Raw genomic sequence first — 16,646 nt, 5'->3', positions numbered from 1 at the left:
CCCGCCGGACACCCCGGCGGGCGGGCGTGGCGCGGGCGCGGGCCCGTACGGACGGGGGACATGCCACGATGACGGCCAGGGGTGGCGCGCGATTGAACCGGCGCGCGGGGCCGATCGGCTCTTTTCGATTGCAACAGCTGGTGTTGTTCGAAATCGCCGCCTCGGTCCTGCTGTGCGCCCGGGTCGCCGGACCCGTGCTGCTGGCCCCTGCCGCAGCGGCGGCCGCACTGCTGGTGCTGCTCGCCTCCGCGCGCCGACGCCGCCGTTCGCTGCCCGCCTGGCTGGGTACGGTCGTGGCGCTGCGGGCGAGGACCCGGCGGGCGAGGACCCGGGAGGCCGGTCCGGCGACCACCTCCGTGATCGCCCCGCCGGCCGAGTGCGACCCGGCTCTGCGCACCTGTTCGTTCACCCATCGGGACCGGCGGCCGGTCGGCATGATCGGCGACGGGACGTATCTGACGGCGGTCCTCCGGGTCGAGCCGCAGGACACGGCGTTACGGGAGGAGCGGACCGTGACGCCGTTGCCGCCGGGACTCGTGCGGGACGCGATGGAGGTGGACGGCATCCGGCTGGAGTCGGCGCAGATCGTGCAGCACACCCGGCCCGCCCCCGCCCCGCACCTGCCCGGCGATTCGGTCACCGCGCTCAACTACGCGCCCCTGCAAGCCCGAACGGGCGCTCCGGCGGTGCGCCTCACCTGGATCGCGCTGAAACTCGACCCGGAACTCTGCCCGGAAGCCGTACGGGCGCGCGGCGGCGGGCTCACGGGGGCGCAGAGGTGCCTGCTGCGCGTGGCCGAGCAGTTGACCGGGCGGCTGAGCGCGGCCGGGTTCGGCGCGACGGTGCTGACCGAACAGGAACTCGGCTCGGCCCTCGCCACCTCGGCCTGCGCCGACCCGGCGCTCCCGCTCCGGCCGGACGGGGACGCGCCGCCCGCCCGCCGCACGCGGGAGACCTCCCGCACCTGGAGCTGCGACGGCCGGTGGCACACCGCGTACTGGGTGCGCCGCTGGCCGCGTCCCGGAAGCGGCGCCTCGATGCCCCGGCTCGTCGCGCTGCTCACCTCGGTCCCCGCACTGGCCACGACCTTCAGCCTCACGCTGGAGCGGGGCGACCGGCAGGAGGTCGCCGCCGCCGGCCACCTCCGGATCAGCGCCGGCAGCGGCGAGGAACTGCGGGCCGCACGCCAGGAGTTGGAGCGCATGGCGCGCGGGGTGCAGGTTTCACTGGTGCGGCTGGACCGCGAGCAGCTGCCCGGAGTGCTCGCCACACTGCCGCTCGGCGGTACCCGCTGATGCGGGAACGGGAACGGGAGCAGGGACGGGGTCGGGAACGGGAGCGGGGGCGGCTGGGCTTCGGGCCGGTCGGGCCGCGCCGCCGGCGGTACACCATCGGGCCCGAGCAGCTGGAGTCGCTGGCCCTGCCGGTCGGTGACGACGGCGTGGTGATCGGCGTGGACGACGAGGGGCGCCCCGCCGTGCTCGGCCTCAACCGCCCCTCCCCGTACGACGTCACGCTGATCGGCGGCCTGTGGACCGCGCAGGTGCTGGCGCTGCGGGCGGCGGCGACCGGGGCGCGGATCGCGGTGGAGACGGGGCGTTCGGCAGCCTGGACGAGCCTGGCGCGGGCCGCCGGCGGCAGCGGGTGCGTCGCGTTGCACGAGGTCGGCCGGGTGCCGCCGCAGGGCGCTTCGGCCGCCTCGCCGGTCGTCGTGGTGCGGGACTGCGGGATGCGGCCACCGCGCGGGCGGGTGGCGGCCGGGCCCTGGCAGTCGGTGGTGACGCTGCTGCCGTATCTCGGCCCGGCGGCGCCGGGGCTGCTGGAGAAGGCGTCACTGGTCGGGGTCCAGCGCGTGTCTCCCGACGAAGCGGCCCGGGTCGGGCATCTCATGCACCTGCCGGCCGACGCGGTCCGGGCCCTGCCCGCCCTGCCGGAGGGGGTCACCCTCTGGTGCACGCGGCGGGAGAGCCGGTTGGTGACGACCCGGGCGACCGACGCCGAGTCGGGTCTGCTGGGCGCCGCACGCCGGATGGACTGACGGCTCGACGGCCGGCGATCCGTGGACGAGATGGTCCGATTTCCGGTTACAGATGTGCCTGTTTGACCGCTTTGACTTCCACTCTCCGTCGTACTGGGTCCACTTGTGGGCAGTACGTGACGTACGGGACAGCATTCGCGGTGCCGTACGGCCTGCCGTGGCGGGCCCCACGGCGATTAGGGTGGGTCCGGACGCGGCAGAGAACCTGTGGGCAGGCCATGTGCGTCCCAGGGGGAGAGCCGGGCGGTTCGCGTTACGGGAACGCCCCCACCCACCACGGCACAAAGGGTGCTCGACCACATCAGGAGGCAAAGTGAACGGCGAGCGGGACGAAATGCGCGGGGGCTGGGACAAGCCCGTCGACGAGTCGTCCGACGCGGAGCCCGCCGATGTGACGGGTGAGTTCACCATCGACTACACCCCGCCCGCCTGGTACACGCAGAACACGCCGGGCGACTCCTCGGGCGGCGCCGGGACACCGCCGACCCCGCCCCCGCCGCCGAGCGGGGAGCCGGTGCCGCTGCCCGCGCCGGCGGCTCGCAGCGGCTTCGACCCCCATTGGGCCCCGGCACCGCCGGACTCGTCCGACAGCGGCGACCTGGAGAGCGGCGCCACGATGCGCTTCTCGTCCGCCGCCCTGAGGCGGGAGATCGCGGACCGGGAGGCGCAGGCCGGAGCGAAGGCCGAGCCCGGCGCGGTGGACGACGGCGCGGAGAGCACCGCTCCGGCCGGTCCCGGTGCGGACGCCGCTTCTGCCTCTGACTCGGGCCCCGGCTCGGCCGGTCCCGGTGCGGACGCCGCTTCTGCCTCTGACTCCGGCCCCGGCTCGGCCGGTTCCGGTGCGGATGGCGCGGGGGCACGGGACGACGCTCCGGGGAAGGTCTTCGGCTACGAGCCGGAGGAAACCGAGGAGACCCCTGAGGCCCCTGAGGCCGGGGAGCCCTCGAAGCCGTCGGCGGAGACCGGTGCGGACTCGGTGTCGGAGGACGCCGACGAGCCCGTCGCGTCCGGCGACGCCGAGCCGGCCTCCCCTTCGGCTGCCCCGGACGCCCCCGCCGCCACGGGCGCGCTGCCCGACAACGGCCCGTCCGACAACGGCCCGGACGGCAGCGAGCCGGCCGACGACGAACCGGCCGGCTCCGCCCCGTCGAACGCCTCCCCGCACACCGCCCCGGACGCGCCCTCCCCCGGCGTACCGTCCGACAGCGCGCCGCAGAGCGCAGCGTCCTCCTCCCCCTGGACTCCCGCACCGGCGCAGGGCGGGCTCCCGCCGCTGCCGCCCGCCTTCCAGCCGGCCGCCCAGCAGCCGGACGCCGCGCAGCCCGAGGCCCCGGTTCCGGCCCCGCAGTCCGGCTACGGCTTCCCTCAGCAGCCCCAGCCGCATGCCCAGCCCCAGCCCCAGCCCCACCAGGCTCTCCCGGCCGCGAACCTCCCCGCGCAACTCCCGCACACGCCCGCCCCGCAGGCACCCCAGGCACCCCAGGCCCCGCAAGCCCCGCAAGCCCCTCAGGCCCCCCAGCCGCAAGCCGCCTGGCCGGCGCAGCCTCAGCCTCAGCAGCCGCAAGGGGGTTACGGCTTCCCGCAGGGCACCCAGCAGCCGGCCCAAGGCGCGCCGCACGCGCCGGCCGAGGGCGGCACGCCGAATCTCCCCGCCCAGGTGCAGCCGCAGCCCCACCAGCAGCACCCGCACCAGCAGCCGCAGCCGCCCCACCAGCAGCCGCAGCCCCACCAACAGCACCAGCAGCCGCCACAGCAGTTCCCGCAGGACCAGCCCGTCGACCCCCGGGCCGGCAACGCGTGGCCCACGCCGGTCACCCATGACCAGCGCGAGCGTTCGGTGCCGGGTGCTCCGCTCGGTTACACGGCGGCGGTGGAGCTCACGGCCGACCGGCTGATCCGGGGCAAGCAGAAGGCGAAGAGCAGCCGCAACCCGTCCGGCGCTTCACGCTTCAAGCTGGGCGGCAAGAAGGAGGAGCAGGAGCGGCTGCGCAAGCTCGAACTGATCCGCACCCCGGTGCTCTCCTGCTACCGGATCGCCGTGATCAGTCTCAAGGGCGGCGTCGGCAAGACCACGACGACGACCGCGCTCGGCGCGACCCTGGCCACCGAGCGGCAGGACAAGATCCTCGCCATCGACGCCAACCCGGACGCCGGCACGCTGGGCCGCCGGGTCCGCCGCGAGACCGGCGCGACCATCCGCGACCTGGTCCACGCGATCCCGCACCTCAACTCGTACATGGACATCCGCCGCTTCACCTCGCAGGCGCCGTCCGGCCTGGAGATCATCGCCAACGACGTGGACCCGGCGGTCTCGACCACCTTCAACGACGAGGACTACCGGCGCGTGATCGACGTGCTCGGCAAGCAGTACCCGATCATCCTCACGGACTCGGGCACCGGCCTGCTGTACAGCGCGATGCGCGGCGTGCTGGACCTCGCCGACCAGCTGATCATCATCTCGACGCCCTCGGTCGACGGCGCGTCGAGCGCCTCCACGACCCTGGACTGGCTGTCGGCGCACGGCTACGCCGAACTGGTGCAGCGGTCCCTCACGGTCATCTCCGGGGTCCGCGAGACCGGGAAGATGATCAAGGTGGACGACATCGTGCAGCACTTCCGTACGCGCTGCCGCGGGGTGGTCGTCGTCCCGTTCGACGAGCACCTGTCGGCCGGCGCCGAGGTCGATCTCGACATGATGCGGCCGAAGACCCGGGAGGCGTACTTCAACCTCTCCGCCCTGGTGGCCGAGGACTTCGCGCGCGCCCAGCAGCAGCAGGGGCTGTGGACGTCGGACGGCAGCACCCCGCCGCCGCAGTACGCCCCGCCGCTGCCCGGCCAGCAGATCCCCGGTCAGCCGATGCCGGGTCAGCCGATGCCCGGTCAGCAGGCCCCGGGCCAGCAGCCGTACCCGCCTCAGCAGCCGTACGCACCCCAGCAGCCCCAGCAGCCGCAATACCCCCAGCAGCCCCAGGCCCCCTACCCCGGCCACCCGTACGCACCCCAGCAGCCGGGCCACCAGGGTCACCCCGGCCACCCCGGGCACCCCGGGCAGCCCTACCCGCCGCAGCCACCGCAGCAGCAGCCGTACGGCGGTCAGCAGCCCTATCCCCCGCAGCCGGGCCCCGGCGCCGGACAGAGCTGGCAGCAGCAGCCGCCCGCGCAGGCCCAGCCGCCCGCCGCCGGACAGCCCCAGGCCCAGCCGCAACCCCACGGCGACCAGCCCGGCCACCCGGAACTGCAGGGTCCCGTCCCGCCCTCCGGATGGCAGCAGCAGCCGCCGCCAGCGCCTCAGCAGTAAGGCGTCAGAGGTCTGAACCAATGAGGGTCCGCATCGCCTCCGCGATGCGGGCCCTTTTTGGCATTCCCGCAGACCACACGCCGTTTCGGCGACCGTTGACGCGGCTCGACCACCGCTGATAGACCTTCGCATCACCAGCCGGCGAACCAGAGTTCAACCCGCCTTCTCCCTGCGAGTCATGACGCGAGGACCCTGACCATGGTCGTAAGAGTTCCACCACCCTCCGCACAGCCGCGCTCACGTCTGCGTGTGCTCCTGGCCTCCGGCGCCGCCGCCCTCGCTCTCGCAGCCGGGTCCGTCGTACCGGGCATGCCCCTCGGAGCCGCGCCCCAGCAGGCGCAGGCCGCCGACAGCGGCGACAAGACGCTGACCGTCGCGGTCGCGCAGGGCATCGACTCCCTGAGCCCGTTCCTCGCCCAGAAGCTGCTGAGCACCAGCGTGTCCCGGCTCATGTACGACTTCCTGACGAACTACGACGCCAAGGACAACCACGCCATCCCGGGCCTGGCCACCAAGTGGGAGCCGTCCGCCGACAAGCTGACGTGGACGTACACCATTCGGACCGACTCGAAGTGGTCGGACGGGCAGCAGGCCACCGCCGAGGACGCGGCCTGGACGTTCAACAAGATCATGGACGCCGAGGCGGCGGCCCAGGCCAATGGCAGCTTCGTCACCAACTTCAAGAAGGTGACCGCCCCCAGCCCCACCAAGCTGGTCATCGAGCTCAAGGAGCCGCAGGCCACCATGGCCGCGCTCGACGTGCCGATCGTGCCCAAGCACGTGTGGGAGAAGGTCAAGGACTTCGGGAAGTTCAACAACGACGAGGACTTCCCCGTCGTCGGCAACGGACCGTTCATCCTGACCGACTACAAGGTCGACCAGTACGTGAAGCTCAAGGCCAACAAGGACTTCTGGCGCGGGGCGCCGAAGTTCGACGAGGTGGTCTTCAAGACGTACAAGGACCAGGACGCGGCCGTGGCCGCCCTGCGCAAGGGCGAGGTCTCGTTCGTCGCCGGTTCGCCCGCGCTGACGCCCGCCCAGGCGAACTCGCTCAAGGGCGACGAGAACATCAAGGTCAACGAGGGCCCGGGCCGCCGGTTCTTCGCGCTGGCCGTGAACCCCGGTGCGCAGACCAAGGACCGCAAGAAGTTCGGCGACGGCAACAAGGCGCTGCTCGACCAGAAGGTCCGCCAGGCGCTCTTCCTGTCGATCGACCGCAAGACGATCATCGACAAGGTGTTCCAGGGCCACGCCGTCGAGGGCAAGGGCTACATCCCGCCGCGCTTCCCGGAGTACGCCTGGGAACCGTCCGCGAGCCAGGCCCTCGGGTACGACCCCGAGAAGGCCGGGCAGCTGCTGGACCAGGCGGGCTACAAGCTCAAGGGCGACCAGCGCGTCGGCAAGGACGGCAAGCCGCTCGACCTGCGCATCCTGTGCCACGCCACGGACCCGAACGACAAGGCGGTCAGCAAGTACCTGAAGGAGTGGTGGGGCAAGCTCGGCATCGGGCTCAAGGTCGACTGCCTCGACGACGTCTCGGTGCCCTGGTTCGCCGGTGAGTACGACCTCGCCTTCGACGGCTGGTCCGTCAACCCGGACCCGGACTTCGTCCTCGGCATCCACACCTGCGCCGCGCTGCCCGTCAAGGCCAAGCAGAGCGCGGCCACGGACGACTTCATCTGCGACAAGACCTACGACGGGCTGTACAAGAAGCAGCTCGCCGAGTACGACCCCGCCAAGCGGGCCGGCATCGTCGGGCAGATGCAGTCCTGGCTGTACGACTCCGGGTACATGAACGTCATCGCCTACCCGAACGCGGTCGAGGCTTACCGCACCGACCAGATCAAGTCGATCACGACGATGCCCGAGGCGGCCGGCAACATCTACGGCCAGGACGGCTACTGGAGCTGGTGGTCTGCCGTACCGGCGAGCGGCAGCGGCGACTCGGACGGCAGCGGCTCCGGCTCCTCCACCGGTGTGATCATCGGCATCGTGGTCGCGGTCGTGGTCCTCGCAGGTGGCGGCTTCCTGATCTCGCGGCGCCGCCGCACCACCGCGGACGATCGCGAGTAGGTTCTCGAACGGGATGAGAGGCACCGGCCGGCGCGGGCGCGGCACCAGGCCCGCGCCGGCCGGTTTCTCCAGGAACGACACGAGTAACGAGAGTTCCCCATGACAGCTGACAGCACTCCGGCGCTCGTGCAACAGGCGGACGCGGCCACGGACGGCCCGGTTCCGGCCGGCCCCGCGGCCGCACGCGGTCCACGGGCGCGCAACACCAAGGCTTATCTGAAATATGTGGCCGCCAAGATCGCGGGCGCCGTCGTCTCGCTGTTCGCGGTTCTGGTCACCAGCTTCTTCCTCTTCCGGCTCATTCCCAGCGACCCGGTCAAGCAGATGACGGGCGGCCGTCGCGTATCGGCCGAACAGCTCGAATCGCTGCGGCACCAGTTCGGTCTCGACCAGCCGATGTGGCAGCAGTTCACCAGCTACGTGAAGGACGCGCTCACCGGCGACTTCGGCACCTCCTTCGCGTACCACGCACCGGTCGTCGACAAGATCGCCGAGAAGCTGCCGGCGACGCTGCTGCTCACCGGCACCGCCTACGTCCTTTACAGCCTGCTCGGCATCTGGCTCGGGACCCGCACCGCCTGGCGCAACGGCTCCGCGAGCGACCGGTTCAACACCGCGCTCGCGCTCACCCTCTACTCAGTGCCGTCGTTCTGGCTCGGACTGCTCCTGATCATCGTCTTCTCGGTGGGCGTCGGCCCGATCCCCGGAATGTTCCCGACGGGCGGGATGTCGGCGGGCGACGGGGCGGGCGGCTTCGCGTACGTCATGGACGTCGCGCACCACATGGTGCTTCCCGTCATCACCCTGGTCGCGGTCGGCTACGCGCAGACGCTGCTGGTGATGCGTTCCTCGCTGCTGGACGAGATGGGCGGCGACTACCTGACGACCGCCCGCGCCAAGGGGCTGCGGGACGACACGGTGCGCCGCAAGCACGCCGTCCCCAACGCGATGCTGCCCACCTTCACCCTGATGTTCGTCAACCTGGGCCATGTGGTGGCGGGGCAGATCCTGGTGGAGACGGTGTTCTCCTGGCCGGGCCTCGGCTCCCTCTTCTACCAGGGCCTGAGCACCCCCGACCTGCCGCTCGTCCAAGGGCTCTTCTTCGTCTTCGCCACCGCCGTGATCCTGGCGAACACCCTTGCCGATGTGCTGTATCCGCTGCTCGATCCCCGGGTGGGCCGATGACGACGACCGATTCCACTCCGAAGCCCACGCCGAAGCCCACGCCGACTCCGACTCCGGCGCAGACCGAGCCGGTCAAGAGCGCCCGCGCGCTGGCCCGGGCCCGCAAGCGCCGCTCCCTGGCCCGCTTCTGGCGGGAGTACCGCAGGCACAGGGGCGGTATGTGGGGCCTGGGGTGCCTGGTGCTGATCGCCCTCATCGCGCTGGCCGCACCGCAGCTGGTGGGCGCCGACTCGCAGAGCGTGACCACGGCACCCGGCGGCGCGCTGGAGTCGCCGAGCGGTGAGTTCCCGCTCGGCACCGACCAGTTCGGGCGCAGCGTGCTCGCACTGCTGGTGTGGGGCGCGCGCGTCTCGCTCACCGTCGGGCTGCTCGCGGCTTTCCTCTGTGTCGCCATCGGCACGATCGTCGGGATCGTCGCCGGTCACTTCCGCGGCTGGTACTCGACCGTCCTGATGCGGGTCACCGACTGGTTCCTGGTGATGCCGACCCTGGTGCTCGCCATCGCACTGGCCACCGTGATGGACCGCTCCCTGTGGACCGTCATCATCGCGATCGGCGTCACGACCTGGCCCACCACCGCCCGTCTCGTGCGGGCGCAGACCCTCGCCGTGGAGTCCCGCCCGTACATCGAGCGCGCCCGCGCGCTGGGCGGCGGACACGGCCACATCATGATCCGGCACGTCCTGCCGAACGTGATGCCGCTGGTGCTCGCCCAGACCACGCTGGTGATCTCCAGCGCGATCCTGACGGAAGCCACCCTGGCCTTCCTCGGCCTCGGCGACCCGACCATCACCTCCTGGGGCAGCATGCTCCAGGACGCGCGCGCCGCGGGCGCCGTGAGCGCCGGCGACTGGTGGTACCTGGCCCCGCCCGGTATCGCCATCGCCCTGGTCGCCCTGGCGTTCACGCTGTGCGGCCGCGCCATCGAGTCCGTCCTCAATCCCAAGCTGGGGGTGGCCCGTTGAACACGACGAGCATCCGCAAGACGCCTCTCCTGGAGGTACGCGACCTGACGGTGACGTACGCCGGCGGGGCCCGGGCGGTCCGCGGGGTGAACCTGGAGGTCGAGGCGGGGCGCAAGCTCGGCATCGCCGGGGAGTCCGGCTGCGGGAAGTCCACACTGGCCCTGGCCCTGTTGCGGCTGCTGCCCGCCGGCACGAAGGTGAGCGGCGAGATCCTGCTGAACGGCGAGGACGTCCTCGCGATGAAGTGGGGCCAGGTCAGGGCCGTGCGCTGGGCGGGGGCCTCGATCGTCTTCCAGGGCGCCATGCACTCGCTGAACGCGGTGCACCGCATCGGGGACCAGATCGCCGAGCCGATCCTGCTGCACAAGAAGGCCACCCAGGCCGCCGCACGCGAACGGGCCGGTGAGCTGCTGGAGCAGGTGGGGCTGCCCGCCGCCCGGGCGGACGCCTATCCGCACGAGCTCTCCGGCGGGCAGCGGCAGCGCGTGATGATCGCGATGGCGCTCGCCTGCGACCCCGGTCTGATCATCGCGGACGAGCCGACGACGGCCCTGGACGTGATGATCCAGGCCCAGATCCTGCGGCTGATCGAGCAGCTGGTCTCCGAGCAGGACCTCGGCCTGATCATGATCAGCCACGACCTCGCGGTGCTGTCCGACACCTGCGACCGGCTCGCGGTGATGTACGCGGGCCGGGTCGTCGAGCAGGGTCCGGCCTCCGAGGTCTACGAGAACGCGCACCACCCGTACAGCAAGGCCCTGTCGGGCGCCTTCCCGCGCATCGGGGACCCGGCGTCCCGGTTCGCCCCGCGCGGGCTGCCCGGCGATCCGCCCGACCCGTCGGCGCTGCCGGCCGGCTGCACCTTCCACCCGCGCTGCGCGCTGGCCCTGGACTCCTGCGCCACGCAGGACCAGGAGCTGCGGGACGCCGGGCCGGGGCGGCAGGCCGCGTGCGTGCTGGTGGGTCCGGAGGGGGCCGCGGCCCCGGTCCTGCCGGGCGCCGAGGAAGCAAGGAGCACGACATGACGACCACCCCCGTGGACCTGCTCAGCGCTCAGGGGCTCCGGATCACCTTCCCCGGCCGGCACGGGGCCGAACCGGCGCGTGCGGTGGACGGGGTCGACCTGGACATCCGGCCCGGCGAGATCGTCGCCCTGGTCGGCGAGTCGGGGTGCGGCAAGACGACCCTGGCCCGTTCGCTGCTGGGTCTGGTCCCGCCGACGGCCGGTCAGGTCACGTTCGACGGCAAGCCGCTGGACTACCGCAGCCGGGCGCTCAAGGCGTACCGCAAACGGGTGCAGCTGGTGCTCCAGGACCCCAGCGGTTCGCTGAACCCGCGCCACACCGTGTACGACGCGGTGGCCGAGGGGCTGCGCATCCACGGGTACGCGGGCGACGAGCGGCAGGCGGTGCACGACGCGCTGTCGCGGGCCGGGCTGCGTCCGCCGGAGCGGTTCTTCCTGCGCTACCCGCACGAGCTGTCCGGCGGTCAGCGTCAGCGCGTCGTGATCACGGGTGCGCTGGTCCTGGAGCCGGAGCTGATCGTGGCCGATGAGCCGGTCGCCTCGCTGGACGCGTCGGTGCGCGGCGAGATCCTGGCGCTGCTGCTGCGGCTGCGCGACGAGCTGGGTCTTTCCGCGCTCGTGGTGACGCATGACCTGGGTCTGGCGTGGAACATCGCGGACCGGGTCGCGGTGATGTATCTGGGCCGCATCGTGGAGACGGGGGACGTGGAGCAGATCCTCACGGCCCCGCGCCACCCGTACACCCAGGCGCTGCTGTCCGTGCTGCCGGAGGCGGGGGGCGATCCGGTCGTGCTGACCGGTGAGCCGCCGGACCCGTCCAGGGTGCCGTCCGGCTGCCGCTTCCACGCGCGCTGCCAGGTGCTGGCCTCGGGCGAGGCGGAGCGGGCGGGCGTCGCGGACGCGTGCCGTACGCAGGACCTGCCGGTGCTGGCGGGCGGCAGCGAGACACAGGTGGCGTGCCACTGGGCCACCGCGAAGGTGGCTGCGGGGTCCTGACGGTGGCCTGCGGGTTTCCCGGTCGCACCGGCCTGGAAACCCGCAGGTCCGTCCGGGCCCGGACGGCCCCGGAAGTCAGCCCCGCTCGGCCGCGGCGACCAGCTCGCTGCACCGCTTCACGTCGGCGGCCATCGCCACGAGCAGGTCGTCGATCGTGTCGAACTTCAGCATGCCGCGTACGTACGCCAGGAAGTCCACGGCGACGTGCAGGCCGTACAGGTCGAGGCCGACGCGGTCGATCGCGTACGCCTCCACCGTCCGCTCGGTGCCGGCGAACTGCGGGTTGGTGCCGACCGAGATCGCGGCGGGCATCGCCTCGCCGTTCGCGTGCAGCCAGCCCGCGTACACGCCGTCGGCGGGGATCGCCGTGTGCGGCAGGGTCTCCACGTTGGCGGTGGGGAAGCCGAGTTCGCGGCCGCGCTGCGCGCCCCGGACGACGACGCCCTCGACGCGGTGCGGGCGGCCCAGGATCTCGGCGGCCCCGGCCACGTCCCCCTCGGCGACCAGGCGCCGGGTGAGGGTGGAGGAGAACGGCTCGCCGCCGCCCGCCTCGCCGCGCACCCGCAGGTCGATGACCTCGACGCGGTAGTCGTGGACGGCGCCCAGCTCGGTCAGCAGCTCGACGTTCCCCGCGGCCTTGTGGCCGAAACGGAAGTTGGGGCCCTCGATGACCAGGCAGGCGTGCAGCTTGTCCACGAGCACCTTCGCGATGAAGTCCGCCGGGGCGAGCTGCGAGAACTCGGTGGTGAACGGCAGGATCAGCATCGCGTCCACGCCCAGCTCCGCCATCAGCTCCGCGCGCCGGTGGTGCGGGGCGAGCAGCGGCGGGTGGCTGCCGGGGCGGACGACCTCGCTGGGGTGCGGGTCGAAGGTCACGACGACCGACGGCACACCCAGCTCGCGCGCCCGTTCGACCGCACGGCCGATGATCAGCTGGTGTCCGCGGTGCACCCCGTCGTAGGAGCCGATGGTGACGACGCTGCGTCCCCAGTCCTGGGGGATGTCCTCCAAGCCACGCCAGCGCTGCACTCTGACCGCTCCTCGCCCGAACCTGTGTACGTGGGTGTGTCTCTTACGCAGGTCTAAGACTGCCATGCTCACGCCCTGCGGCCTGCATCGGCATGGGCATCGAGCTGCCCAGGGCCTCCACCGTGCGCCGGGTGCTGGGCCCGACGACGGCCGCCCACTCCTGCGGCGCGTCGGCCAGCCACTCCAGGACCAGAGCGCCGAATCCGGCCACTTCGCGGGCGAGCGCGACCAGTCGCCGGTCGAACAGCGCGGCCCCTTCGGGGGTACGCACGAGCAGCATCCCGGTCCGGTGCACCAGGGCCCTGGTGCGGGCCGGTGACCGCCCGGCGCATCCGCTCGCGGCGGCCGTCAGCAGCGCCTCCAGCACCGCCGGGTCCGGTCCGGCCCCGCCCTGCTCGAAGTCCAGCAGCACTTCCAGCAGCTCGTCCCGGGTGGGCTGGGACGCGGGGCTGCCGGGCGAGGCGAGCACCGCCACCAGCGACCCCCGGACCGGCGCGGCCGCCGGGCGGTCCCGGAGCAGGCCGGTGAGCAGGGGCAGCAGCAGGGCGCGCGCGGCGGGCCCGTGCTCCAGCCTGCGGTCGAGGTACGCGGCGGTGTGCGCCGTGTCCGCCGGGTGGGCCTCGACATAGGTGCGTACGAGTCCGGCGGCGTGCAGCGTCAGCTCGGGCGCCTCGATACCGGCGAGGGCGCGCAGCACCTCGCCCGCACCCTGGTCCGGCCGCGCGAGCCGGTCCCGGTACGCGGCCAGCACGGCCTGCGGGTGCGTGGGCAGGGCTGCGGCGAGCGCGGCGGCGGGCACCCGCACCGCCGGCGGCCCGTCGCCGGTGAACGCGCGGACGGCCTGCGGGAGGCAGCGCTCCCGGGTCTGCGGGTCGGCCACGAGCAGGGCGAGCACCGGCCCGTGCAGCTCGCCGTCGGCCGGGCGGGCCAGCAGCGCGAGCGCGGCGCGGCGCAGCAGGTCGCGGTCCGCGTCGCGAGTCAGGTGCGGGGCGAGGAGCGTCGCGTACGAGACGGCGGCGGCCCGCCGGCCGCGCCGGTCCTCGTCCCGGGACCAACGCTCGACGGCCCGGCACAGCACGGCGGGCTCGTCCTCGGCCAGCGCGGCGAGCAGTTCCTCGGCCCGGGGGTGCCCGGCCGAGACCAGCGCGTCGGCCAGGTCGTCGGCGGCGAGGTCGCGGCGGGCGTACAGGAGGGCCTGGGCGGCGGCCGCGACGGTGGGCCGGACCGCCACGTCCGGGGAGGCGGCGAGCGGGCGCTCGTCGGTGAACCAGGCGCACAGGAGCGGCTGGAGGGTGCGCGGGTGGGCGGCCAGCCGCCGGGCGACGGCGTCCAGGAACCGCCCGTCGCCCTCGGGGCCCCCGGCTCCGGGCGGCCCGTCGGCGGGTACGAGCCGGCGGAACAGGTCCATCCGGTCCGCCTCGGGCAACCGCAGCCGCCGCCAGAACCAGGGCCCGAACTCGCCATACGCCCCGCCCGCACCCCGCACGACGCGCCCGGCCAGCAGCCGCAGCACCCCGAGGTACGGCCGGGCGTCGGGCACCCGCAACAGAGTCTCGGCAAGGAGGCGACCGGCCCACCAGCGGGCGTCGTGGAGGGCGGCCGCGTCCGGCGGGGCGGCGAGGTGCGGGGTCGCCTCCGGCGGAGCGGCGGGCAGCGGGACGGCCTCCGGTGAGACGGCGGAACCCGAAGCCGCGACCGACGACGCGGCCGAGAGCGGGGCCGCCACCGACGAAGTAGCGGAGTGCGGGGCCGCCACCGGCGAGACGGCAGACCTCGCAGCCGTCACCCGCGACCCGGCGGAACCCACACCCGACACCGACGACCCAGCGGCGTCGGCAGAGCCGGCGGGCGCGACCGGCGTGCCCGAGGCAGCACTGCCCGGAGCCGGAGCTGCACTGCCCGGAGCCGGAGCAGCCGCCACCCGCGAGCCCGCCATACCCCCGCGGCCCGACCCGTCCACCCCCGCCCCGTCCTCCCCCCGCGGCAGCCGGTCCAGCGCGTCGATCAGGTCGGCCAGGCGGTGGGCCAGCGCGGCCGTGCCCTGGCGGCGGCCCAGCAGGAGCAGGGCCTGGATCACCGGGCCGATCCGGTGCCGGGGCACGGGAAGGCTGCGCGGGGCCGCCGGACGGGCGTCCGCGGGCTCGCCCGGGCCGGACCCGCGGGGGTGCGGCACCCGGCCACCGCCCGTCCCCGGCGCCCCCGGCGCGGACCCCGCATGCCACCGGTGCACCAGCGCCCGCAGCGCCGCGTCCAGGTCGAGGTGGGCGCTCTGGATCCAGTCCCCCACCTCTTCGTGCGCGAAGCGGTAGCCGGCGCCCGCCGGGACGAGGATGCCTTCGGCGAGCACCGCCGGGGCCCAGCCGGTGCGCCAGGGGAAGATCTCCTCGAACGCGGCCCGGTCCAGCTCGCCCTGCCCGGGGCCCAGGCAGCGCCGGGCCGCCTCGTGGACCTGGCCCGCGACCCGGGCGGCCAGGCGCCGCACCTGCGTGGGCCGGGGACGGCTGCCGGCCGCGATCCGGACGGCGATGCGCAGGCACATCAGGTCCAGGTGGGCGCCGAAGACCTCCTCCGTGCCGGGGCGCCCCGGCACGTCCGGCGGCAGGGCCTCGCGTACCTCGGCCAGCAGCCGCAGGCTCAGGGGGTGGCGGTCGTGGCCCGCCGCGAGGGCGTCGGGCGGCAGGCCGAGCCGTTCCCGGGCGCGCTCGGCCTGGGCCGCCGTGAAGTCGGCGATGCGGACGGCCGGGGGCAGTCGCCGGGCGGGCCTGGCCGGCCGGTGCAGGGCCCCGGGCGGGCAGAGGGCGCCCGCCGTCTCCCAGTGCTCGGGGCGGCAGCCGACGACGAGCCGGGCGCCATTCGCCCGCAGCCAGTCGACCGTGCCCGTGGTCCAGCCGGCCAGCCGGTGGGCCAGCACGGGCGGCATCTCCTCCGGTCCGTCCAGCAGGACGAGCAGCGGCAGGCCGGTGTCCGCCGCCAGCCGTGCGACCCGCTCGGGGGTGGCGCTCGCCATGTCGCCGGGCGCGCCGGCGGCGCTGACGATGCGCCCGGCCTGCCGGAGCGCACGGGCGACGGCGTCCGCGACCGAGGTGTCGTCGGCCAGCAGGTCGGCGCCGCGCAGCCACAGGGTGGGCGCGGGCACGGGGCCGGTGGCCCGCCGCGCGGCGAGGGCGGCGAGCTCGGTGGTGCGGCCGGTGCCGGGCTCGCCGACGAGGCCGAGGACCACGGCGGGTTCCCCGGCCCCCGCCGCCGCGAACGCCTCGGACTCGGCGAGGACATCGGCCCGCTCGACCGCCTCGTGCCCGCCGCCGGGCCCGCCCGCCGAGCCCACGGACATGGCGGTGAGCTGGAGGGCCCCGGCGAGGTTGAGGTCGGGCCCGAAGCCGGGGACGGTCGTGGCGTTGCGCCGCAGCAGCTCGCCGAGCGGCCCGTCCCCCGGCTCCCCGGCCAGCGGCGTCGCGCATCCGGCGGTGGCGTGCGCGGCGCGCAGGGCGAGGCCGACGACGGCGATGACCGCCCCGCTGTCCGGATCGAGGACGGGCCCGCCCACCGCCGCACCGCCCAGCCGCAGCGCGTCGCTGCCGTCCGTGCCGAGGGCCAGCTCCAGGGCCCGGTCGATCCGGTGGGTGCGGCCGTGGGTGGTGTACGTGACCGGCGTACGGCCCAGAATCCGCGCCTCGCGCAGACCGTGCGCGGCGACCGTCACGTACGTACCGGGGTCGAGCCGCTCCCGCGTGGAGACCGGCAGCGGCCGCACGCCGAGGACGTCCGGTCCCCCGGTCGGCAGGAGGGCGAGGTCCCGTTCCGGCACGGCGGTGATGTCGGCGGCCCCGACCCGGCGGCTGCGGCCGTCCGTGCCGTGCAGCAGGAGGTACGGGAGGCCGTCGACCGCCTCGTGGCTGCTGACGACCGTCCCCCGGTCGTCCGCCACGAAACCGGTCCCCCGCGGCCGGCCGGCCGGATCGCACAGTCGTACCAGCGTCGCCCGGTCCCTACATCCCATGATCCGACGTTAGGTCGGCGATGATCGGTGTGAGGACCGAT

General features: G+C 74.1%; 10 protein-coding genes. 8 read left to right on the top strand and 2 right to left on the bottom strand.

Annotated features, from left to right (window positions below):
- Positions 1-68: 68 nt before the first annotated feature.
- The 8 genes from eccE to E6R18_RS20265 all read left to right on the top strand — a co-directional run bounded on the left by eccE (position 69) and on the right by E6R18_RS20265 (position 11,579).
- A complete protein-coding gene (gene eccE / locus E6R18_RS20300) occupies positions 69-1,295 on the top strand; it encodes a type VII secretion protein EccE (RefSeq protein ID WP_206308332.1) in 1,227 nt (408 codons plus the stop codon).
- The gene (locus E6R18_RS20295; protein ID WP_136318315.1) at positions 1,295-2,038 is read left to right on the top strand and encodes a hypothetical protein; all 744 of its coding nucleotides are present in this window, start codon (positions 1,295-1,297) and stop codon (positions 2,036-2,038) included. Before eccE ends, E6R18_RS20295 begins: the two co-directional genes overlap by 1 nt.
- Before the next feature lie 313 nt (positions 2,039-2,351).
- The gene (locus tag E6R18_RS20290; RefSeq protein WP_136318314.1) at positions 2,352-5,336 is read left to right on the top strand and encodes an SCO5717 family growth-regulating ATPase; all 2,985 of its coding nucleotides are present in this window, start codon (positions 2,352-2,354) and stop codon (positions 5,334-5,336) included.
- Positions 5,337-5,534: 198 nt separating this feature from the next.
- Positions 5,535-7,409, top strand: coding sequence for an ABC transporter substrate-binding protein (locus E6R18_RS20285; RefSeq protein ID WP_136318313.1), 1,875 nt, complete (start codon positions 5,535-5,537; stop codon positions 7,407-7,409).
- A 99-nt stretch (positions 7,410-7,508) separates the two neighbouring features.
- Entirely contained in the window at positions 7,509-8,594 is a 1,086-nt protein-coding gene (locus tag E6R18_RS20280; RefSeq protein ID WP_136318312.1) for an ABC transporter permease, read from the top strand.
- On the top strand, positions 8,591-9,559 hold the full coding sequence (locus tag E6R18_RS20275; RefSeq protein WP_136318311.1) for an ABC transporter permease: 969 nt from the start codon (positions 8,591-8,593) through the stop codon (positions 9,557-9,559). Before E6R18_RS20280 ends, E6R18_RS20275 begins: the two co-directional genes overlap by 4 nt.
- Positions 9,556-10,584, top strand: a complete 1,029-nt coding sequence (locus E6R18_RS20270; protein WP_136318310.1) for an ABC transporter ATP-binding protein — start codon at positions 9,556-9,558, stop codon at positions 10,582-10,584. The genes E6R18_RS20275 and E6R18_RS20270 overlap by 4 nt, the downstream gene beginning before the upstream one ends.
- Complete coding sequence (locus E6R18_RS20265) at positions 10,581-11,579, top strand: ABC transporter ATP-binding protein (RefSeq protein ID WP_136318309.1); 999 nt, start codon at positions 10,581-10,583, stop codon at positions 11,577-11,579. The genes E6R18_RS20270 and E6R18_RS20265 overlap by 4 nt, the downstream gene beginning before the upstream one ends.
- 75 nt (positions 11,580-11,654) lie before the next feature.
- On the opposite strand, the gene E6R18_RS20260 is transcribed toward E6R18_RS20265, so the two are convergent.
- Both E6R18_RS20260 and E6R18_RS20255 read right to left on the bottom strand, forming a co-directional pair.
- Positions 11,655-12,608 carry a bifunctional riboflavin kinase/FAD synthetase gene (locus E6R18_RS20260; RefSeq protein ID WP_136318308.1) on the bottom strand — a complete coding sequence of 318 codons (954 nt, stop codon included), beginning with the start codon at positions 12,606-12,608 and terminating at the stop codon, positions 11,655-11,657.
- 43 nt (positions 12,609-12,651) lie between these two features.
- Complete coding sequence (locus E6R18_RS20255) at positions 12,652-16,605, bottom strand: serine protease (RefSeq protein WP_136318307.1); 3,954 nt, start codon at positions 16,603-16,605, stop codon at positions 12,652-12,654.
- Positions 16,606-16,646 lie beyond the last annotated feature (41 nt).

Origin of the sequence: Streptomyces sp. A1277 (assembly GCF_004795015.1) — a bacterium.
Lineage (GTDB): Bacteria > Actinomycetota > Actinomycetes > Streptomycetales > Streptomycetaceae > Streptomyces.
Note: the sequence above shows the minus strand (reverse complement) of the source record. Positions and strands in the feature narration are given on the sequence as shown.